Genomic DNA, 21,682 nt, shown 5'->3' on the forward strand with positions numbered 1-21,682 from the left:
CCGTCACTATATTATGCTTATGCAGTTACTTTCGCAACAACACCAGCACCTACAGTACGACCACCTTCACGGATCGCAAAACGTAGACCTGGGTCCATTGCGATTGGGTGGATTAATTCTACTGACATTTCAACGTTGTCACCTGGCATAACCATTTCAACGCCTTCTTTCAACTGGATCGCACCAGTTACGTCAGTTGTACGGAAGTAGAACTGTGGACGGTAACCATTTAAGAATGGAGTGTGACGACCACCTTCTTCTTTAGAAAGTACGTATACTTCTGCGTCGAATTTAGTGTGCGGCTTGATTGTACCTGGTTTAGCAAGTACTTGACCACGTTGTACGTCTTCACGCTTAGTACCACGAAGTAATACACCACAGTTCTCGCCTGCACGGCCTTCGTCAAGAAGTTTACGGAACATTTCTACGCCAGTTACAGTTGTTTTAACTGTATCTTTAATACCAACGATCTCTACTTCTTCACCAACTTTAACAATACCTGATTCTACACGGCCTGTTACTACAGTACCACGACCAGAAATTGAGAATACGTCTTCGATTGGCATTAAGAATGCTTTGTCGATAGCACGTTCTGGTTCTGGGATGTAAGAGTCAAGAGCTGCTACAAGAGCAAGAACTGATTCTTCACCGTAAGGACCTGCTTCACCGTTAAGAGCAGCAAGAGCTGAACCACGGATTACTGGAGTGTCATCACCTGGGAAGTCATAAGTAGAAAGAAGTTCACGAACTTCCATTTCTACTAATTCAAGTAATTCTTCGTCATCAACAAGGTCGCATTTGTTTAAGAATACGATGATGTAAGGTACACCAACCTGACGAGAAAGAAGGATGTGTTCACGAGTTTGTGGCATTGGACCGTCAGTCGCAGCACATACAAGGATCGCGCCGTCCATCTGAGCAGCACCAGTGATCATGTTTTTAACGTAATCGGCGTGGCCCGGGCAGTCAACGTGTGCGTAGTGACGAATTGGAGAATCGTATTCTACGTGTGAAGTATTAATTGTAATACCACGTGCTTTTTCTTCAGGTGCTGAGTCGATTTGTGAGTAATCTTTCGCTTCACCGCCGTAAGTTTTTGCACAAATAGTTGCAATCGCAGCAGTTAAAGTTGTTTTACCATGGTCAACGTGACCGATTGTGCCCACGTTTACGTGTGGCTTATTACGTTCAAACTTAGCCTTAGCCATGTTTATAATCCTCGTTTACGTCGAACACAATTCTGAGCAAACACCCAGCATCGACATGTCGCCTAAAAAATCAAACACCCAATACTTGAAAAGCAGACTAATAAGCCTGCTTTTTAAATCTTTGTAGAAAATCTACTAAACTGTATATCTGGAGCTCTTATCGAGATTTGAACTCGAGACCTCTCCCTTACCAAGGGAGTGCTCTACCACTGAGCTATAAGAGCGATTATCCTTCGATGGAGCGGGAGACGAGGATCGAACTCGCGACATGCAGCTTGGAAGGCTGCCGCTCTACCAACTGAGCTACTCCCGCACTGTGTTGGTATATATACCACTTCAATCGAAGTTAATGGTGGTGAGAGAAGGATTCGAACCTTCGAAACTTTCGTAGCGGAGTTACAGTCCGCCCCCTTTGACCGCTCGGGAATCTCACCATATCACACTTATTTCAGTGTTGTTCTTTACTTCACAACTACACACCTTTAAGATGGTGCCGGCACACGGATTCGAACTGTGGACCTACTGATTACAAGTCAGTTGCTCTACCAACTGAGCTATGCCGGCTCTTCTTAGTGTTTCGTACGTTTCGTATCGGAACGGTGTGCAGTTTAGCAAAACTTCCAAACGATGCAAGCGATTTTTTTAAAAAAATCGCTAAAAACTCATAAAATCAATCCGTTTGATGATAATTCAACCGCTTTGATCACTGCGCGAGCTTTTATTTGGGTTTCATTCCATTCAGATTCAGGATTTGAGTCAGCTACCAAGCCTGCTCCAGCCTGTACATAGACTTTTTTGTCACGAATAACGCATGTACGGATTGCGATCGACATATCCATTTCACCATGCCATCCCAAATACCCCACTGCTCCACCAAATACACCTCGTTTCACTGGTTCTACTTCATCAATGATTTCCATTGCACGAATTTTTGGGGCACCAGATAAGGTACCAGCAGGGAAAGTCGCTTTAAACACATCTAAAGCATCTATATCGTCACGAACTTCACCTTGTACGTTTGAAACAATGTGCATGACATGTGAATAGCGCTCAATCACCATTTGATCCGTTACTTGGACCTTACCGATTTTAGAAACTCGCCCAACATCATTTCGACCAAGATCAATCAGCATTAAGTGCTCAGCAATTTCTTTTTCATCTGAAAGTAAGTCTTTTTCTAAAGCAACATCTTCCTCTTTAGTTTTTCCGCGCGGCCTCGTACCTGCAAGTGGACGAACTGTCGCAATACCATTTTCTAAACGAGAAAGAATTTCTGGTGAAGAACCAACAATATGAAATGGTTTTTTATCAGTAATCGTTTGCCCTTGTACCAAGAATAAATAAGGCGAAGGATTTAAATGACGTAATGCACGGTAAACCTGTAAAGCCTCACCATCAAAATCAGAAACCATGCGCTGCCCTGGAACAACCTGCATTACATCACCAGCACGGATATATTCTTTAACTTTTTCTACTGTTTCTAAGAACTTTGCTTTACCCGTAATTGATTCAAAATGAGGAGGAGTATGTGGTTTAGCTTGCAAGCTAACAGGAATAGCGAGTAACTGTTCTAATTGATCTAATTTTTGCTGGGCATCTTGATAAGCATTTGCCTGTGTTGCATCAGCGTGAACAATTAAAAATAGTGTATCTTTAAGGTTATCAAAGACAATAACTGTTTTTGATAACATTAACCACAAATCAGGTAACGTGATTGGGTCAGCTGTAGGTACATTCTTTAAGCGTGGTTCAATATAACGGACAGCATCATAACCCAAATACCCCACTAATCCGCCTGTAAAGCTTGGTAAGTCTGGCAAGAGCTCTGCCGATGGCACTTTAAATTGTTTTTGGAAGTTACGAATATATTCAAAAGGATCTTGGCAATCTTGTTGTGTGATTGAGCCATCAGCATGCTGTACAGACAAAACCCCAGCATTGCATGAAAAAACGGTTGATTCGCCTAATCCAATCATAGAGTAGCGCGCCCAGTTTTCCCCACCCTCAACCGACTCAAATAAATAAGCTTGTGTTTGGTCTTTAAAACGAGCAAAAACCGATAATGGGGTTTCTGTATCTGCTAACCGCTGACGATAAACAGGAATAGTGTTATAACCAGCAGCCTTAAGTTGCTCGAATTGCGCTAATGTTGTCATGAATCTTCTCTAATATGGTTTCGATTTAAAAGTGTGTTTTTCTAGATTCGGTTTAGACACGCCATCGAAAAACCATACGCTTATTCATTCTTATCTCCATTTTCTTCATTAAACAATTAACTCAGCAAGACTATCAATAACTTGCTGAGGTTGGCAATCATAGATGCTTTCTCCATGATTATAGCCATAGCTAACCACAATACAATCAATTCCAGCACGGCGCGCAGCTTCTACATCATTGCTAGAATCACCAATCATTAACGATTGTGAAGCAGATGTATTTAGACTTTGCATGCAATGCAGCAATGGTAATGGATGTGGTTTTCTTTCAGGCAAGCTATCTCCCCCAAGTACAACTTGAAAATAAGAGGTAAGCTCTAATGCATCTAATAGTCCTTGAGCAAGTTTGACAGGTTTATTAGTAACACATGCCATTTTTATATTTAGAGTTTGGCAATGTTTTAAAAACTCAGGTACACCAGAATAAATTTGAGTATTTACACAAAGTTCTGCACCATATGTCTCTACAAATGTGTGTAATAAAACCTTATGTTGTTCAGCATCTAATTTACCAAATAGATGAAGTAAAACACTTTCACAGAGTTTTGAGGCACCTTTACCTACCCATTCTCGTATTTGTACTTCTGTCACCAATGGCCAACCGAGTGATTGCAGACTTAAATTCATAGACCGATATAAATCGGCAGCGGAGTCAACAAGTGTTCCATCCAGATCAAATAAAATTAAATCGCGCTTACTTAGTTGTGCAACAGACATTTTCTTCTACTCAAAATTAAAAAGGCATGCGTTTGGCATGCCTTGATTGTAAAAGCAGCAACGGATTATTTAAAGAATAACCATGCTAATACAGCTAAAATTACTAAAATAATAATAGTGATTAAACCAACTGAAGCATTCTTCTGTTGCTCTTTTTCTTCGGCAACACGAGAAACAGGCTCATCAAAAGTCACAGGTGATGGTTGTTTTACATTGACATCTACACCTTCAGGAATAGGCGCAGGTTTTGGAATAGAAATATTCTGCGGCATACCATCGTGGCGAACTTCGACCTCTGCAGCACGCTCTGCAAGGCTTGGCATACCTTGATCGCTTAAATCCTGTGTTGGTGCAGCTTGCACTGGTTCTGCTTCAACTTCAGGTAAATCAGTAATTTTTTGAGCAGGTGCTAAAACCGAGAATTTAAAACTCGCAAATTGAACAATATCACCATCATGTAGCTGCTTTTCTTGCTCAATACGAATATCGTTTACAAATGTACCATTCGATGAATTAAGGTCTTGAACCCATAGCAATTGATCTTTTAAAAGCAATGCAGCATGGCGACGTGAAATTTCAGCAGCTTGTAACAACAAATCAGCGTCCTGATGGCGCCCTACCAACATATCACGATCAACTGTAATTTCTTGTCCAGTAATTTCACCAGTAATTGCTTGTAGTTTCCAAGTCATGCATATGTCCTATTCATTTTTTATCAATCATAACATGCTACTACTGCGCTGTGTTTGGTCGCAGTGTGGTAGTTGTTACTGTATTTTTAGTACGATTCACTTCTGGTTCAGGCAACTGCAAAGTTTGCTTTTGAACCGTTGGTTCGACTGCTACAGGTGTGATTATGGTCGAACTTTTACCACCCGAAGGAACTTGCTGATAATTTTTTGACTGCGGAGCAATACTTGGAGGTGTCATTTTTTGATTGTAAACATCATCGACCTGCTCAGGTAGTTTTGCAAAGTTACCGTTTTTATCCATTGCTAACTGTAAACTATACAGCTGATTATAACGCTGCTGAGTCAAACGACGTACATCATTTGCATCACCCACAATTGTTGGATGAATAAAGACAAGAAGGTTTTGTTTAACATTTTTTCTATTATCTGATCGGAACAATCGCCCAACATAAGGGATACTACTTAAACCAGGTACACCTTGTCTTGAAAGCGACGTGTCATCCGACACCAAACCACCAAGCACCACAGTCTGCCCATGTTCAGCCAAAACTGCTGTTTTAATAGCACGTTTACTTGTCACCAAGTCAGCTGCTTGCCCACGACTTTCTTGAACAGCAGAGACTTCTTGTTCCACTTCTAGACGAACCGTACCACCTTCACCAATATGCGGAATGACTTTTAACGTCACACCGACATCCTTTCGTTCTACAGTTGTATATGGGTTGATACCAGTACTATTGGTAGTCACTGAGCCTGTTACAAATGGAACATTCTGGCCTACAACAATATAAGCTTCTTCATTATCCATTGTTACAATAGATGGCGTTGAAAGTAAGTTTGATTTGGTATTGGTTTTAAGGGCCTGAATTAATGCACCATAGGCTTTACGAGAGTTATCAAAATTACCCAATCCTAAAGTTGCACCATTACCTTTATTAGCTCCATTAGCGATAGCAGAAGCAGCTCCAGCCGAACCACTCGACAAATAACCAGCAGCAATAGAAGATAAACTCGCCCCTACATTACTAAAGCTAAGTAAACCAATCCCACTAGATAAATCACCGAGTGCCCATTGAATTCCAAGTTGATCTGCATCATCACCCGATACTTCAATAATTGCAGCCTCAATAAGCACTTGTTGGCGACGAACATCCAGCTGTTGAATCGCTGATTCAATTTCACGCATTAATTGTGGATCGGCTTTAACAACTAATGAGTTTTGGGCACTATCTGCAATAATGCTTACGCCATTTTGGCTAAAGCTGGAAATATTGTTCCGATTACTATTGTTTGAATTGCCATTTAGATTGATTGATGGAGTCGAAATTGAACTTCCATTTGAACCTGATGTATTTGAACTCGAGTTCTGGTTATTCCCAATCAAATTATTCATCGAATTTGATGAGTTTGATGAATTGTTATTGTTACCAGACGACGAAACAGCTTGACCAGTGACCAAACCTTGTAAAATTTCTGACAGGCTTTTAGCACTTGCGTATTTCAAACGGAAAACTTTTAAACCACCTAAACGGTCAGCAGAAGGTACATCCAGCATTTCAATCATGTGGCGAATGCGCTTACGCGTTCCCGGATCACCTTTTACCAAAATACGATTCGTTCGATTATCAGCAATAATACGAATACGAGCACCATTAAAATCTTTTGATGCTCCAGTTGCACTCATCGCTTCAAGTTGAGTAATAATTTCTTCGGCTTGACTCGACTGAAGGTTAATCGCCTCAATATCATTTTGCCCAGTTCCGTCTAAGTTACGGATAATATTTTCAAGCTGATAAATGTTCGCAGCTCGATCAGAGACAATAAGAGCATTGGTGCCTGCAATCGCAGCCATATGCGCAAACTGTGGCATTAAAGGGCGAAGTGCTGGAATTAAGTCATTTGGATTGGTATTTTCAAGCCAAATCACTCGTGTAACAATTTGATCACCACGAACCTTATTTCGAGAATCATAAGGAATTCCCGAGTTTTTAACGTTGCTATCTGGCACAAGTTTAATTGTATTACCAGATGGAATCGCAACTACCCCATTTACATTTAAGACCCCAAGAAATAAATCATAAACCTCATCTTTATTTAAAGGTTTATTCGAAATAACAGTGACATTCCCACGCACTCTCGGATCAACAGCAAAGTTCTTACCAGTAATGTCTGCAACTTCATTAATAAAGGCAGTTAAGTCAGCATCACGTAAATTGATCTTCCATGTTTGGGCATAGGCACTGCTACTTACTGTCGCAATCAATGGGGCTGCTGCAAGTAATGCCCAAAGTGGACGTTGATGATTCAATAAAGCCATAACTCGCGATATTTCCTAACTCTTATGGTGACGTGTTATCACTAAAAACTTTGTTGTATGGTCATCACTTGATCACCACGTTTTATTTCTATTTTTACTTGTCCTGCTCGCCGAGCCTGTTCAAGTAATTGCACATCCGTTTGCCCTTGCCCAACCGTTTGACCATTTAAAGAGACAATTCGATCGCCAGGCCTTAAACCTAGCTTATTTCTAAGCGCGGTTGGTGTACGTTCTGTAACTTCATATCCCTCACCAGAGCCTCCACTAACCCCCATATCTTTGAGGTACTGATCTCGATTTCCTTGCATCTGCTGAATCGCTTGCCCCAAAGCTTCTTGGGTCGTATTCACAGGCGCCGTAGGCTGAGATGGCGTGACAGCTTGCGGTGATGCATTAGGAGTCATAGGTTGATATAAACCATTTGGCAGACCTTTGAACTGAAGTTCGCGAGTACTGCCATTTCCTTGACGCAATACCACATGATCCCAATAAACCTCTGACAGTTGATAAGAGGTAGAACCTATGGTTTCACCAACTCGATAACGTTCAGCAGTATTATCAACCTTAATAACAGCAGAAGAAAACTGGTTTGGATACCCAAGCATTACGCCTTGTAATTCTAGATTCACATTTTCTTGAGCCGCATTGGCAGAAGGTTCATTAAAAATTGAAAAAGTACTAATGTTTGGTATTTGTGGCTGTTGAGAACCGAGTTCCACCCGATCAAACTGCATCATTTGAGGGGGTGCTACAACCAACCAAAAAAATGATGCCAATTTCCAACATAACCACAAAATTAAAATAATAAGGACAACTACACTGAGTCGATCTAACTTTTGCCACTGTAACTGCTGTAATTTATCAATCCATGTTTTCATCAGTTACCACCTTGTAATAATGGTTGACGAGAACTAATGACAAAAGTATCTAAACCAGCTTTTCCGTCATAAGATGGAACATTAAGTAATAAACGCTGTGTAAGTTGAACATCAAGCATCATATTGGCATCAAGTAAAAGATTCGCCATTTTTTGATTTCGCTGATCACGGATGTCAACTTGTAGCTGTCCATTTTGGTCAGCCAACTGCCCACTTAAAGAAGGCATGTTCATACGATCTTGACGATCACCAATATTATAAACTAGTGCTCCGCCACCCCAATGCAATTGCCCATCAACCGCTGCAAAGCCCTGCTCTTTTTTATAATTAAGTTGGATATCTTTAAGTTGAATGCTGTTTACCGGCCATTGCCAGTTCACAATCTGCTTCAGTGTTTCTGGAGCAACTTGACCATTCATATTTCGTACAATTACTTTTTTGCCAAAACCATATGCCATGATTCCTGCTAATTGCGTATTACCACTATGAATATCAACATCTGCAGCAAAGCGTAATAAAAGTAAATCTAGCGGTCTGGTTTTCCAGTGGATGGTTCCTCGTAAAGCACCACGATGCCAGTCAGCTTGCCCCTGCCAGATATTGCCACTTACATTATGGACAGTTTGATTATTCTTTGAAAATTTAGAGATAAGCCAAGTCGCCGGAATCTGTAAAATAATAAAAATTAAAAATGCAATGAGGGCAAAAAACCACCACTTCCATTGCTTAGACTTTTTCTTCATTCAGCCTTACCAACATGCAAATTATCGTCCTTATATGAGAGTTCCTCTCTAGTCTGACATTATGCATACTTTTTCAACATCGCCAATTCACTTCATATAAAAAAACCAAGCAATCAGGCTTGGCGTCTTCTTAAAGACTATAAGTTGTACGTATGACAAAATCATGAAAATTGACGATTGATCTTACTAAATGCAAATTTAGTCTCAACAATGTATTCATTTAGGAATTCAAACACTTTATTGAATACTTCATTTTTAAAATAAAAGTTTTAATTTTTTTTAAAATAAAAAAGCCAAGCTAAATCGCTTGGCTTTTTAAGAGGCAATACAATTAGATTAAGAAATCTTCAAGTTTTGCACCTTTTTCAATTTCAGCAACTAACCAACGTGGTTGTTTACCGCGACCAGTCCAAGTCTCTTCAGAGTTGTTTTTGTTACGGTAGCGTGGCTCTACAGATTTACGTGTTGTTTTCTTACGTTTTTGAGCACCAAACTCAAGAAGTTGTTCAACACTAAAACCTACATTTTCTGCAATCTCGATAATTTGATTATAAGCATCTTCGATTGCTTGATCTTTTTTGCTTGCAATTAAAGCTTCTGCTTCTTCTTGTAAGCGTTTTAACTCTTCAACAGATAATTCACTAATATCCGGTTTCATTAATAAATACTCCAGTCTTACAGACAATTCAAATAATACAGACAAAATTTAAAAACATTAAATCATAACCAATAGTATTTATAATCTATTCAATAAGCAATAGTTTGAAAGACAAGTTCGTCAGAATAATGCTATAAATTTACTTTTTAATTACATTAATAATTATAATTGAAATATATTTTCTTAATATTTATTTAAGCTAAATGTATTAAGTCATGTCCTACTGATTTTTCTAATTCAATAATTTTACTTTTTACTTCATTTGGTATTTCACATTTTAATCCTGTCATTTTATCTATACAGACCATTACAGCTTCACCTGTAGCAACGATTTGCTGCTGTGCCTCACTCCATAATATATAAGCCATACGGAATGCGCTATTGCGCATCTCCTCTACACGAACCCCTACTTTTAATACATCTGGATAAAACACGGGTTTTAAATATTTGCACTGACTTGAAGCAACAACAGTATATATATTTGGGGTCAATATATTTACATTTTCCATATATAAAATACGTGAGCTTTCAATATATCTATAATACTGTACATTATTGACATGACCAAAAGCATCCATATCTCCCCATGCTACTTTCTGGTCGTATATTACAGGGTAGACAGACAGTTCTTTCATTTTTACCTCAAATTTTAAATTTTAAAAAATTCGCATCATTTTCAAAGATTAGGTTTAACTGTTTGATTAACTCATCATCTTCTTTTAAGGTTGATTTAATACGTAAATAGCTCATTAAAATATTATCTGGGTATAAACTTAATAATATTTCTGCTTCAGCTTGACGCTCAGTTGCCATGTAAACATGCCATTTTGCAAATGTTAAAACCGGCAAACTCATATATTGAGATTCAAATTGATTAATCTTTTCCTCAACATCCGCATAGTCAGGAACCTGCTTAAGCAATTGCTGCTGAAACCACAAATAAAACACTTCTGGATCAAATTGCTCTTTGAGAAGATGCAAAGTTAATGTTTCATGCTGAATACTCATTTCCGGCATACGCGCCAAGAGTTTTAGCCATAGTAATTTACTGCTATAAGGTCGAGTTTGAATTTCAGACTCTAAATCTAGATAGCGCTGTTGCAGCGCATGTAAGTCATCAACTGAAGCTTGATCGAACTGTTGAAGAAGTTGCTGTAACCATAAATCACGATGCTCAGCGTCTAATAATCCATATTTCATCGAACGCAAATATAACCATGGTTGCTGTAAAGCAAGCTGTCCCCATAATGCGGTTAATCGCTGTTGATATGCTGTCTCGATCTCTTCAAGCCACGGCGATAATTGATGCTGATATAAAAACTCAAGATGAGTTAATGCGCGCTCAGCTTCATTTTGAGCTAAAAATATTTCAATACGCTGTAATTCTGCCAATTCAAAAGCCATAGGTGGAGATTGATCCAAAGCATCTAATGCTTTTTGATAATCTCCACTTAAAACCAAGAACTTGGCATCAATAATATTTTTTAAAAGTCCTGACTGGGTAAAAACTCGTTCGATAAAGACGCGTTGATCTTCGGCAGCTTCTAATAGCCAGACAATACCCAATTGCTCATAGGGGTGAAGGTTTTTAAACTGAAAAATATTCTCTCTTTTACGTTGTTCACGAGAAGAATAACGTTTAATCCAAAGCCATATTAACTGAGCAATAAAACTCATTAGGACAAAAGTAAGGACTAATCCCCACACGTTTGTTTGCAATTGCAGCTGTCGCCAGTAGATATAAACATATCCCATGCCGTAGCCATAGCTAAGCAAAGCCAAAGCTGCAAAAAGTACTAAACTAATAAGAAGATAAACCCATAGGAGATGTTTCATATGCCCTCCTTATGAGCCTAGTAGGCCAAGAGTCGATAGTTTAGGCACAGGCACGATAGATAAGTGAGATACTTTAGCAATACGATTTTTCAATTGCTGACTGGTCGCATCTGGCATTTCATTTAATTTCTGCATTACTGATTGCAGCTCATTTTGATATTCAGCCATTTTTCCTTGGTTTAATGCCTGCTCGGCAATTAATAACCTTAGTTGCACTTCTTTCAGCACAACACTTCGATTCATTAAATTAATAGACGGTGTTTCTACTTTTTCAATACGGAACCATTTCTTCCACCAAGACACTGACTCAGATTGATCCATCTCAAGTTTAGGTCGAGCCAATGCTTGCTGAATATTTTTATCGATAGTTTGCAGTAGATCGTCAATCATTTGATGACGCTGATTTTGAGCAATTACGTATTGTTGTATTGCTTGTTTATCTTGTTCAAGCGCCTGATTTAGGCTGTGTTTTAATGCTGGAGCAATTTCATATTGAGGCAATGCTTGTTGTAATTGAGTTAAATGATCTACTGCATAAATAAACTGTTGTTGATCTATCGCAAACTGAATTAAGTCTAATTTTTGTTTAATTAATACCGTTGGCTCAATGCCTGCATGAATGATTTCACTATTTGTCGATGGTGCCGATTGAACATCACTACCCGGCTGGGTTTGAACTTGTCTCTTTAGTGCAACCAACTGATCATTCAGATTGGCATATTGCTGTTCCGATTGCATTAAGCTTTGCTGAAGCTCAGGAACCGTACGAGAAATTTGCCACATATCGTAGCTAAGCTTAGCTAACCAAGCGATGCCCAGCAAAATGATAATAGAAACAAGTTTTCTCATACGAATCCTTATAATGCCTGAATGTGATGAATCATCCCCGAAGGCGATAAATTTTCAAGTTGAATAATGTGAAAATGAGCCTGTTGCTGATCGCGATATTTTCTTACAAGTTGAAAAAGACGTGGTCCTAAAACCAAATATACACAATCAGGTTGTACATTATTATTTAAACAAAGCTCTAACCAATATTTCCAGCTTGCCTCACTGGTAATTAAGACAAGCCATTTTTCTAAATTATAATTTGAATTCTGTGTCAGATGCTTAAATGTTGAATATGAGTCTTGTGGACACTGCCGATGATATAAGACAAAATTTAAAATCTGGATACCTTGCTGCTGCAAAGTGTCCATCATAAATTGGCGGCCGCCTTCTCCTCTCCAAAAAGCCACACTACCCTTCTGTTGCATATTATAGAGAATAGGTAGTCTGAGCATGCCTTCAGAAGTTTCAACATCTGGAACATGTGCTTCAATTCCATATTCATGGAGACGATTTGCCGTGGCCTGCCCAACCGCAATCCACTGAATATGTTTTAAGTTCTCTAGCTTTAAGCCACTTTGCGTTAAGTACTGCATACCCACATCAACCGCAGTGGGACTTACAGCCACTATAGCTTGCGCCTCGACTAACTGCTGATAGAGTTGAAAGAGTGAATCTGAAAAAGGCTGAGCAACCAGCTCTAAAAGAGGTAAAGACTCGACCTGATACCCCTTATTTTGCAAAGCTTCTGTTAATTCAGCTGCACGTGAGTCAGGTCGAGTATTAATGAACAGCATAGTTTTAGTAAAGAGCCTTTAATAAATCGCCAGCACCTTGTTCAAGTAAGTTTCGAGCAAGGTTCTCACCTAATTGCTGAGCATTGTGAGCTTCATCTGTCATTTCAGCACGTAATAATGTTTGCCCATCGACACTACCTACACGGCCTTCAATATGAATTTTCCCATCTTGCAAGGTTGCATAGCCCGCAATAGGTACCTGACAACCACCTTCAAGATAGGCATTAAACGCACGCTCAGCACGTACACATACGTCAGTCTCTATGTGTAAAAGAGGTTGTATTAAAGCTAATACTTCTTGATCATCTGCACGGCATTCCAAACCAAGAGCACCCTGTCCAACAGCAGGCAGACTTACATTTGGCTCGATAGTATGACGAATGCGATTTTCTAATCCTAAACGTTTTAAACCAGCGCTTGCCAAAATAATCGCATCGTATTGACCATCATCTAATTTACCTAGACGAGTACCGACATTTCCGCGTAAATCAATAATTTGTAGATCTGGACGTTGTTTTAAAATTTGTGATTTACGACGTAAGCTTGATGTGCCAACTCTCGCTCCTTGTGGTAAGTCAGCAAATTTTTCAAAAGTATTTGAAACAAAAGCATCTAATGGATCTTCACGTTCACAAATGACTGCCAAGGTTAAACCTTCTGGTAATGCCATTGGTACATCTTTCATTGAATGTACAGCAAGGTCCGCGCGACCATCTAAAAGAGCAGCTTCTAATTCTTTAACAAACAAACCTTTGCCACCAATTTTTGCTAAAGGCGTATCTAAAATTTTATCGCCCTGCGTGACAAACTTGACCAACTCTACCGTTAAATCTGGATGAAGCTCCTGCAAACGGGCACGAATATGTTCTGCCTGCCAAAGAGCAAGTGGGCTTTGTCGTGTAGCAATTTTCAAGGTTTTCATAAATTCAAGCATGGGCTGGTCAAACAATACACCCTAAACTTAACTTGATCCCTTAAAATTGCAAGTAAAATCTCACCAGCAAAAATAAGACATGCGCAAGTTAAAGCTGATGTATCCGCTCTCTGAGCGTAGACAAATGACGACGGCTAACGGAAAGTCTTTCATCAAGGCCTCGTAAACGAACCTGATACTGGCCTGAACTTACAAGCTCTAAACCATCTAAATAAGCAATTGAGACCAAGGCATTTCGATGAATACGAATAAATTGATCTGCAAATTCAGTTTCAAGCTCTTTCAGTGTTTCATCAATTAATACACTGCCATTTTTATGACGTATCGTGACATATTTTTGATCTGCCAAAAAATAATAGATATTTTCAACAGGAATCAGTTCAACCCCACGGTAGGTTTTGGCAGCAATTTGATGTCTTTGTGTTTTTAAATCCTGTAAAAGTTCAGGGTTTGGCAAGGCATTCAGCTGTGCTTGGGTAAGTTGCGTTAACTGCTTTAAAGCTTGTTCAAGTTCTGCTGGATCAATCGGTTTAAGAAGATAAGCTTGTGCTTGTGATTTAAACGCCTCCAAAGCATGCTGATCATAAGCTGTACAAAAGACAATAGCAGGTCGAGGGTTAAGCTGGCTTAATTGTTCCGCACAGACGAGACCATTCATACCCGGCATTTGGATATCAAGTAAAATCACATCTGGTTGATGAAGCCGTGCCTGTTCCAAGGCATCTTGGCCATGATGAGCTGTTGCAACAACCTCATGTCCCATCTTTGAAACTAAACGTGACAATCGCTCCACTGCTAATGGCTCGTCATCACAAATTAGCACCTTCATTCATCCTCCTTGTCACCGTTAACTTGGTCCATTTTTTTATGGTTAACTCTGACTGGCTTATTATTTTGATTGGTATTGATAGCTCATAATAGTGGTATATAAAGTTTCACCCTTATATACCTGGAACCTAACTGAGTTCCCATAATACGCTTTCAAGCGTTGTTTAACGTTTTCAAGAGCGATTCCATGCCCTTTCCGTGATTTTATTGTATCGTCTGTATAAGGGTTGGTAATGACTATACTGACCTGATTTTGCAATATTTCAACCAATACCCCTATGGTTGCCTTACCCATCATTGGTTCCACCCCATGAAAAATACTATTCTCTAACAAAGGTTGTAATGTCAATAAAGGAATCGTGACCTGCTTTAATTGCAAAGGTTCAAGCTCCACTTTCCAGTCGACTTGTAAACGCTCACCTAAACGTATTTGTTCAATCATTAAGTATTGTTTACTGAGTTCAATTTCTTCATACAAGCTTACCAATTTTAATTCTTGGAAACTCGCTCTAAATAAACGCGACAGACTAATCAGCATACTTTCGGCTTTATCTGGGTCTATCGTAATTAAACTCACCACATTATTTAAACTATTAAATAAAAAGTGAGGATGAATACGCGCTTGCATGGCTTGAATACGTGCATTTAATTCTGCATATTGTTGATGTAACCACTGTTCTCTGACATATAAATAGCGCAAACAAAATGCGCCGAGTAGTATTCCATAGCTTAAATATAAAGGGACATTGGTAAAATAAATGCTCCAGTCATGCGCTATATCACTCGTTCTTTTCAAGATTCCGAATTGAAAAAAATTACTTATTAGGGTGGTCACTACCACAATCGCTTGCAGCATAACAAAGCCAATTGCCAAAGCATATTCTTGCTGAAGCTGACTAAAAAAATTTTGAAAATATTCAACTAAGGCAAAAAAAGACAAAATCACCCAGTTAATAAAAATCATATATTGTAAAAGGCGCGACCCGCTTAAGGCATGCCACGATTGCGCTTCAGCCAAAGCTAAAACCAGCGCCAAAACATTACTTGCAATAATTAATTCGAATAAATGTTGCCAACGATCAATTTTCGTAAAAAAATAGGAGGAATTTTGATTTCGATATGCTGTAGAAAACAACTTTGTTTGTTGAGCTTCGGCAAGTGATATACTCTTTTTTATTTTACTGAGCCACCATGACCACATCTTCAAATCCCCCTAATTCAGCAGCCCCAGACCAAACCTCAGGTATGTGGGGTGGTCGTTTTTCTGAAGCGACAGACGCTTTTGTAGCAGAATTTACTGCCTCTGTTCAGTTTGACCAACGTTTTTATAAACAAGACATCGCAGGTTCAATTGCGCATGCTACCATGCTTGCAAAAGTTGGCGTACTCACAGAAGCAGAACGAGACGACATTATTGAAGGTTTAAGCACCATTCGTGCAGAAATTGAAGCTGGAAACTTTGAATGGCGTATCGATCTTGAAGATGTTCACATGAACATTGAATCATGTTTGACTCAGCGTATTGGCATTACAGGTAAAAAACTCCACACTGGTCGTAGCCGTAATGACCAAGTTGCAACTGATATTCGTCTTTATCTACGTGACGAAATTGATGACATTTTAGGTTTATTAGAGCGTTTACAAAAAGGCTTGTTGGGCTTGGCTGCTAAAAATGTAAATACCATTATGCCTGGCTTCACTCATTTACAAACAGCTCAACCAGTAACTTTTGGTCATCACTTATTGGCATGGTTTGAAATGTTAGTTCGTGACACAGAACGTCTCCAAGACTGCCGTAAGCGTGTTAATCGTATGCCTCTTGGTTCCGCTGCTCTTGCAGGTACTACTTACCCGATCGATCGTGCTTATACAGCAGAACTTTTAGGTTTTGAAGCTGTATCTGAAAATTCTCTTGATGCTGTTTCTGACCGTGACTTTGCGATTGAATTTAATGCAGCAGCTGCGCTTATCATGATGCATTTATCACGTATGTCTGAAGAACTTATTCTTTGGACTTCTGCACAGTTCAAATTTGTGAATATTCCTGACCGCTTCTGTACTGGCTCATCAATTATGCCACAGAAGAAAAACCCAGATGTTCCAGAACTTATTCGTGGTAAATCTGGCCGTGTATTTGGTGACTTAATTAGCTTACTTACGCTCATGAAAGGTCAACCTTTAGCGTACAACAAAGACAACCAAGAAGATAAAGAACCTTTGTTCGATGCTATCGATACGGTTCGTGGTTCACTCATGGCATTTGCAGACATGATTCCTGCATTGGTTCCAAATATTGAAATCATGCGTGAAGCTGCACTTCGTGGATTCTCAACTGCAACTGACCTTGCTGACTACTTAGTGAAAAAAGGCGTTGCGTTCCGTGATGCGCATGAAATTGTAGGTAAAGCTGTTGCACTAGGTGTTGCTGAAGAAAAAGATTTATCTGAGTTAACACTTGAGCAATTACAACAATTCTCTGACTTAATCACAGCAGACGTATTTGATAAAGCTTTAACACTAGAAGCTTCTGTAAATGCACGTGATCATATTGGCGGAACTTCACCAAAACAGGTTGAAGCTGCAATTACTCGTGCCCATACACGTTTAGAACAGTTATACGCTTAAGGATAAATCATGAGTCGCCAAGTATTTTGTCGTAAATATCAAAAAGAAATGGAAGGTCTAGACTTCGCTCCTTTTCCAGGTGCTAAAGGCCAAGATTTCTTTGAAAATGTTTCTAAGCAAGCATGGCAAGAATGGTTACAGCACCAAACTACGCTGATTAATGAAAAGCGTTTAAATGTGTTTGAACCAGATGCAAAAAAATTCCTTGAAGAACAACGTGAAAAGTTCTTCAATAATGATGAAAGTGTTGAAAAAGCAGAAGGTTGGAAACCTGAATAATTAGCTTGCTCTAACCTTATCGTCATTGAGAAGGCAGATCTATATACATAGATCTGCCTTTTTTTTTACGTGAAACTTACACAAACATATAAAGCCTTACAGAGAGCGCACAGGACTCTACATGACATAAATTCAATGAAACCTTATTATGAATCCATAGCAAGTGAGACACGATCCCTGTCGTGTTTTCTCTTAATGCACTTGATTTTCTGTCCTGAACTTCCCCCCAAAGTTCGGGACATTTTTTTTATGTATTATTTTTAGTTATAAAAAAGTCTTGTTTGAAACAAGGCTTTTATTTTCTCATTAAAGCATTATTTTTCGTGGACTTTTGCTTCAATTTCTTCAATTTTGGTATGACGAGCATCAAAGCCTTTCGCCATATAAATCACTTGTTCAGCAATGTTACGCGCATGGTCGCCAATACGCTCTAAAGAACGCAAAACCCACATCACGTTAATTACGCGAGCAATATGACGCGGATCTTCAATCATATAAGTCATTAAAGTACGCGTTGCTGATTGATATTCACGGTCAATGTCAGCGTCTGCTAAAAGTACACGTAATGCCTGATCGGCATCTAAACGTGCAAAAGCATCAAGGGCATCGTGAATCATGACACGTACTTGGTTACCAATATGACGAGTTTCCATGTAACCACGAGGTGATCCACCCTCTTCACAGAGGTTTTGTGCAATACGGGCAATTTTTGCAGCTTCATCCCCAATACGCTCAAGGTCAGTATTGGCTTTGCTCATGGCAATAACCATACGCAAATCGATTGCTGCTGGATGACGACGCGCCAAGATGAGTGTCAAACCCTCATCAATATCACGCTCATATTGATTGACTGCATTATCTTTAAATTGAACATCAATTGCTAAATTCGCATCTGTATCAAGCAAAGAATGAATTGCATTGGCAACCTGTTGTTCGACCAAGCCACCCATGGTCATAAACTTTGTGTTCACATCTTGCAAATCTTCATTAAATTGAGAAGAAATATGATGGCTTAACACCGGATTACTTGGACTCAAGGAAGCCTCCAACATGATGGCGCAGGGATAAAATGATTGAGCATTAAAACACATCAATCATTAAATTTTTATGACAAAATTAAAATTCAGATAAAAGCATTTTTTATTACTGATACGTTAACCAGCTGTTTAATTCGACCAGATCTTTTTCACCTAACTGGCCTACAGCAGCTTTTAAACGCAGTACATTTAATAAATAGTCATATTGAGCATTAAGATAATCCTGTTTTGCAGAAAAAGCATTACGCTGCGCCAATAAAACATCAACCATACTTTTTAAGCCTTCGTTATAACTGGCTTTTGAAGCTTGCGACACAAGTGCCGAAGAATCCATTGCTGCTTTTCTTGCTTCAAGTTTTGCACGGTCGGTATCTACCTGCATAAAAGCACTTTTTACATCAACATTGGCACGGCGAATGGCCGCATCGAGTTGGGCTTGTGCTTTATTTAACTCTACACTGGCTTTTTTAATAGAGGTTCGGGTCTGTCCTCCATTAAATAAATTCCAGTTCATCTCCACACCGATTTGGTCAAACTTCCCGTCAGTTGAAATGAGTGTTTCTGGTGTTTGTTTGGTATAGCCATAGCTGGCAACTGCATCTACCTGTGGATAAAGTGCAGCTTTTTCCACACGGCGTTGATCTTCAGCATATTGTCGTTGTAAACGTGCTTGCTGAATTTTTAAATTTTGTTGCTGGGCTAAATTCAGCCAATCATCAAGCTGGGCTGGATAAGGTTTTTGAAAGTTAAAATCACTTCGTAAGACTGCAAGCTTATCTTGATAGGGGCCAATATATTCCGATAGTTGCTCTTGAGCTAATAGAATCTGTACATTGGTCGCAATACGATTGGCTCTGGCACTTTGATACTGAGCATTTGCCTCACTCACATCGCTACGAGCCACCAAACCTTCTTTAAGCTTGGCATTCATCATGTTGAGCTGTTCAAGTAATGCTTTTTCTTCTTGTAAATAAGCAGCAGTAAGTGCTTGCTGACGAAGTACATTAAAATAAGCTTCGGCCACATTTAAAACATGATCTTGTTTTTGCAGTCTTAAAGTGATTTCACTAAGAGCAACTGAGGTTTTAACTTGTTTATAACCTTCCCATGCATCCATACGAAAAAGAGGCTGACGAGCAGACAAAGTTGCTTGTTTAGTAGTCGATGTATTACTCACTAACGCATCTGACAGCCCTTCTTGATCAATACCCGGAAAATTCGAACGTTTTACTGTTTGGCTATTACGATTAATTTTTCCAGACAAGGTAACTGTCGGTAATAAAGCACCCGTTGCTAAGCCTAAATTGAGCTGATCTGCTTCAAATTGTTGTTGATTCGCTTGCCATGTCGGATCATTTTGTTTCGCGCGCTCATAAGTTTCAACTAAATCTAGAGCAAAACTTGACGAGGTAAAACTCCATAAACCCGCCACAAGCATTAATTTTATTTTCATTGTTTAAATCAACGATAAAACTTGGCTTTAAGACTAAGAAAAATTCGAATCAAACTCAAGCCATTAAAAGTTTTAGTTTTTTTAAGTGTTCCGAGTTTTTGACAATATTAAAATACAAATAAAAATCAAAAACATGCCGATCCAACCCAACCATGAAACATGCTCACCCACCAACACAATCGCAAAAATCGCAGCAACTAAAGGTTCAAATAAAGTTAAGGTGGTCGCTTTGCTCGCATTAACCGTTTTTAATCCGAAGCCAAAAAGTAAATAACCCAAAAACATAGGAATTAACATCATATAGCCAGCTACAAGTAAATTGGTTGAGCTTTCTAATAAACCACCACCTGTAACCAACAAGGTAGGAAGCAAAATAACTGCCCCACCGCCCATAATCATGCCCATTGCAGCTTTAGAGGCAACACCTCGATCTATTAATTTTTTTGCAGCCCATGAATAAAGCGAATAAGTTGTAGCTGCGACAAGTCCAAGAAAAATACCGAAGTATTTATTCCATTGACTTGTACTATCTAGAACCGCATGACTTTCACCCATCGACAGCATCGTTACGCCAAGTACACCGCAGACAAAACTTAGAAACCAGATGGCAGACAACGCTTTGCGATCAAAGAATCGTTCTAAAATTGCTGCGATCAGTGGAGCAGAACCAATTGAAACCACAGTACCAATTGTAATGCCCGCATAATGCATTGAGGAATAAAAAGCCAAAGGGTAAATACCCACCGCCACTACACCCAAAAGTAGTATTAAAAGATTCTCCCTTATAAATTGTCGGTTTTCGCGTATCGCTTGGGATGCAACTAAAGCTTGTAAAAGACCTCCACCGCCCATCGCTGCTGCACCAATAGCAAGTGGGCCAAGTGTCGGTGCAAATGCCGCCGCAGTACCAGTTGTTCCCCACAAAACAGAGGCAACTAAAATCGCAATTGTGCCTCCATAGCTACTATTTTTAATGAGGCTAATCATTTGAACATTCTCTATTTAAAATGTCTTCTGCCATTTGCTTTGCTAATAGAAGTTGACGACTGTTGCCTTCCAACCCTGCTCGTGCCATAGAGCCTTCTAAAAGAAATGAAAGCTGTGTAGCCACATAGTTAACACGCTGTGAGTCTGGTATTAATTTTTTTAAATGCTCGGCAACAATAGCCTCAACTTCTTCTTTATGTTGTCTTACCGAACTTCGTCCTGAACTATTCGCGGGAAACTCTGCGGCAGCATTTAAAAGCCCACATCCTCGAAAGCCTTTTTCATAGGCAAATTCCGCATGGTCTTGATAGGCATCAAATACGGCTAAAATAGCGTCTTTAGGTGTTTTTGTTATTGCTAAACGGTTTTGATACAGGTCTAACCACTCTTGATGCCGTGCAGCAATATAGGCATCGACCAATTCACCTTTTGAAGAAAAATTATTATAAAGCGACATCTTGGCTACATCTGCTTTAGTCGTAACTGAGTTAATACCAGTTGCAGTAATGCCGTCGTTATAAAACAAAGTTGAAGCGGCATCGAGAATTTTCTGTCTTGCTGTTTTATCATTCATAGCTTTTATTTAAGTAGACCGACCTACCTAATAATAAAGATTTCTAACAATGATGCAATCTTTTTCCGAGTTATA

The 21,682-nt window shown here is 39.2% G+C and carries 21 protein-coding genes and 4 tRNA genes; 2 read left to right on the top strand and 23 right to left on the bottom strand.

What is annotated here, in order from left to right; all coding sequences use genetic code 11:
• Positions 1–17: 17 nt before the first annotated feature.
• The 19 genes from tuf to NE363_RS16970 form a co-directional block, all read right to left on the bottom strand.
• Positions 18–1,208 carry an elongation factor Tu gene (gene tuf, locus NE363_RS16880; protein WP_002157016.1) on the bottom strand — a complete coding sequence of 397 codons (1,191 nt, stop codon included), beginning with the start codon at positions 1,206–1,208 and terminating at the stop codon, positions 18–20.
• Positions 1,209–1,357: 149 nt separating this feature from the next.
• Positions 1,358–1,432, bottom strand: a tRNA-Thr gene (locus NE363_RS16885).
• Between the two features lie 13 nt (positions 1,433–1,445).
• Positions 1,446–1,521, bottom strand: a tRNA-Gly gene (locus NE363_RS16890).
• 37 nt (positions 1,522–1,558) lie between these two features.
• A tRNA-Tyr gene (locus NE363_RS16895) sits at positions 1,559–1,642 on the bottom strand.
• A 54-nt stretch (positions 1,643–1,696) separates the two neighbouring features.
• A tRNA-Thr gene (locus tag NE363_RS16900) sits at positions 1,697–1,772 on the bottom strand.
• A 98-nt stretch (positions 1,773–1,870) separates the two neighbouring features.
• Positions 1,871–3,364: an anthranilate synthase component I gene (trpE, locus tag NE363_RS16905; RefSeq protein ID WP_019457030.1), complete on the bottom strand. Its 1,494-nt coding sequence runs from the start codon at positions 3,362–3,364 to the stop codon at positions 1,871–1,873.
• 108 nt (positions 3,365–3,472) lie between these two features.
• Positions 3,473–4,141 carry a phosphoglycolate phosphatase gene (locus tag NE363_RS16910; protein ID WP_445535504.1) on the bottom strand — a complete coding sequence of 223 codons (669 nt, stop codon included), beginning with the start codon at positions 4,139–4,141 and terminating at the stop codon, positions 3,473–3,475.
• Positions 4,142–4,206: 65 nt separating this feature from the next.
• Positions 4,207–4,833, bottom strand: coding sequence for an FHA domain-containing protein (locus NE363_RS16915; RefSeq protein WP_049065291.1), 627 nt, complete (start codon positions 4,831–4,833; stop codon positions 4,207–4,209).
• Positions 4,834–4,873: 40 nt separating this feature from the next.
• Positions 4,874–7,150, bottom strand: a complete 2,277-nt coding sequence (gene gspD / locus NE363_RS16920; protein WP_019457027.1) for a type II secretion system secretin GspD — start codon at positions 7,148–7,150, stop codon at positions 4,874–4,876.
• A gap of 41 nt (positions 7,151–7,191) precedes the next feature.
• Positions 7,192–8,028 carry a type II secretion system protein N gene (locus NE363_RS16925; RefSeq protein WP_445535505.1) on the bottom strand — a complete coding sequence of 279 codons (837 nt, stop codon included), beginning with the start codon at positions 8,026–8,028 and terminating at the stop codon, positions 7,192–7,194.
• Positions 8,028–8,771, bottom strand: a complete 744-nt coding sequence (gene gspN, locus NE363_RS16930) for a type II secretion system protein N (protein ID WP_445535506.1) — start codon at positions 8,769–8,771, stop codon at positions 8,028–8,030. The genes NE363_RS16925 and gspN overlap by 1 nt, the downstream gene beginning before the upstream one ends.
• 331 nt (positions 8,772–9,102) lie before the next feature.
• Entirely contained in the window at positions 9,103–9,429 is a 327-nt protein-coding gene (locus tag NE363_RS16935) for an H-NS histone family protein (RefSeq protein ID WP_002053185.1), read from the bottom strand.
• A 194-nt stretch (positions 9,430–9,623) separates the two neighbouring features.
• On the bottom strand, positions 9,624–10,064 hold the full coding sequence (locus NE363_RS16940; RefSeq protein ID WP_263612760.1) for an acyl-CoA thioesterase: 441 nt from the start codon (positions 10,062–10,064) through the stop codon (positions 9,624–9,626).
• A 7-nt stretch (positions 10,065–10,071) separates the two neighbouring features.
• Entirely contained in the window at positions 10,072–11,265 is a 1,194-nt protein-coding gene (locus NE363_RS16945) for a heme biosynthesis protein HemY (protein WP_445535507.1), read from the bottom strand.
• Between the two features lie 9 nt (positions 11,266–11,274).
• A complete protein-coding gene (locus NE363_RS16950; protein WP_004699197.1) occupies positions 11,275–12,114 on the bottom strand; it encodes a hypothetical protein in 840 nt (279 codons plus the stop codon).
• Between the two features lie 8 nt (positions 12,115–12,122).
• Complete coding sequence (locus NE363_RS16955; protein ID WP_445535508.1) at positions 12,123–12,890, bottom strand: uroporphyrinogen-III synthase; 768 nt, start codon at positions 12,888–12,890, stop codon at positions 12,123–12,125.
• A 4-nt stretch (positions 12,891–12,894) separates the two neighbouring features.
• Positions 12,895–13,812, bottom strand: coding sequence for a hydroxymethylbilane synthase (hemC, locus tag NE363_RS16960; RefSeq protein WP_445535509.1), 918 nt, complete (start codon positions 13,810–13,812; stop codon positions 12,895–12,897).
• Positions 13,813–13,912: 100 nt separating this feature from the next.
• A complete protein-coding gene (locus NE363_RS16965; protein ID WP_019457021.1) occupies positions 13,913–14,653 on the bottom strand; it encodes a LytR/AlgR family response regulator transcription factor in 741 nt (246 codons plus the stop codon).
• Between the two features lie 60 nt (positions 14,654–14,713).
• Positions 14,714–15,853 (bottom strand): sensor histidine kinase, encoded by a 1,140-nt coding sequence (locus NE363_RS16970; RefSeq protein WP_445535510.1) that lies wholly within the window; start codon positions 15,851–15,853, stop codon positions 14,714–14,716.
• Between NE363_RS16970 and argH the strand changes: the two genes are divergently transcribed.
• A complete protein-coding gene (gene argH / locus NE363_RS16975; protein ID WP_445535511.1) occupies positions 15,844–17,277 on the top strand; it encodes an argininosuccinate lyase in 1,434 nt (477 codons plus the stop codon). The two genes, NE363_RS16970 and argH, sit on opposite strands and share 10 nt — an antisense overlap.
• Before the next feature lie 9 nt (positions 17,278–17,286).
• Complete coding sequence (locus tag NE363_RS16980; protein ID WP_004699209.1) at positions 17,287–17,556, top strand: oxidative damage protection protein; 270 nt, start codon at positions 17,287–17,289, stop codon at positions 17,554–17,556.
• Positions 17,557–17,870: 314 nt separating this feature from the next.
• Here NE363_RS16980 and phoU read toward each other — a convergent pair whose 3' ends face one another.
• The 4 genes from phoU to NE363_RS17000 form a co-directional block, all read right to left on the bottom strand.
• The gene (gene phoU, locus NE363_RS16985) at positions 17,871–18,593 is read right to left on the bottom strand and encodes a phosphate signaling complex protein PhoU (protein ID WP_000075183.1); all 723 of its coding nucleotides are present in this window, start codon (positions 18,591–18,593) and stop codon (positions 17,871–17,873) included.
• Between the two features lie 106 nt (positions 18,594–18,699).
• A complete protein-coding gene (locus NE363_RS16990) occupies positions 18,700–20,031 on the bottom strand; it encodes a TolC family outer membrane protein (protein ID WP_348888568.1) in 1,332 nt (443 codons plus the stop codon).
• Between the two features lie 96 nt (positions 20,032–20,127).
• The gene (locus NE363_RS16995) at positions 20,128–21,033 is read right to left on the bottom strand and encodes a DMT family transporter (protein ID WP_445535512.1); all 906 of its coding nucleotides are present in this window, start codon (positions 21,031–21,033) and stop codon (positions 20,128–20,130) included.
• Positions 21,026–21,607, bottom strand: coding sequence for a TetR/AcrR family transcriptional regulator (locus NE363_RS17000; protein ID WP_191105743.1), 582 nt, complete (start codon positions 21,605–21,607; stop codon positions 21,026–21,028). The genes NE363_RS16995 and NE363_RS17000 overlap by 8 nt, the downstream gene beginning before the upstream one ends.
• Between the last annotated feature and the right edge of the window lie 75 nt (positions 21,608–21,682).

Source organism: Acinetobacter sp. G18, assembly GCF_052660225.1.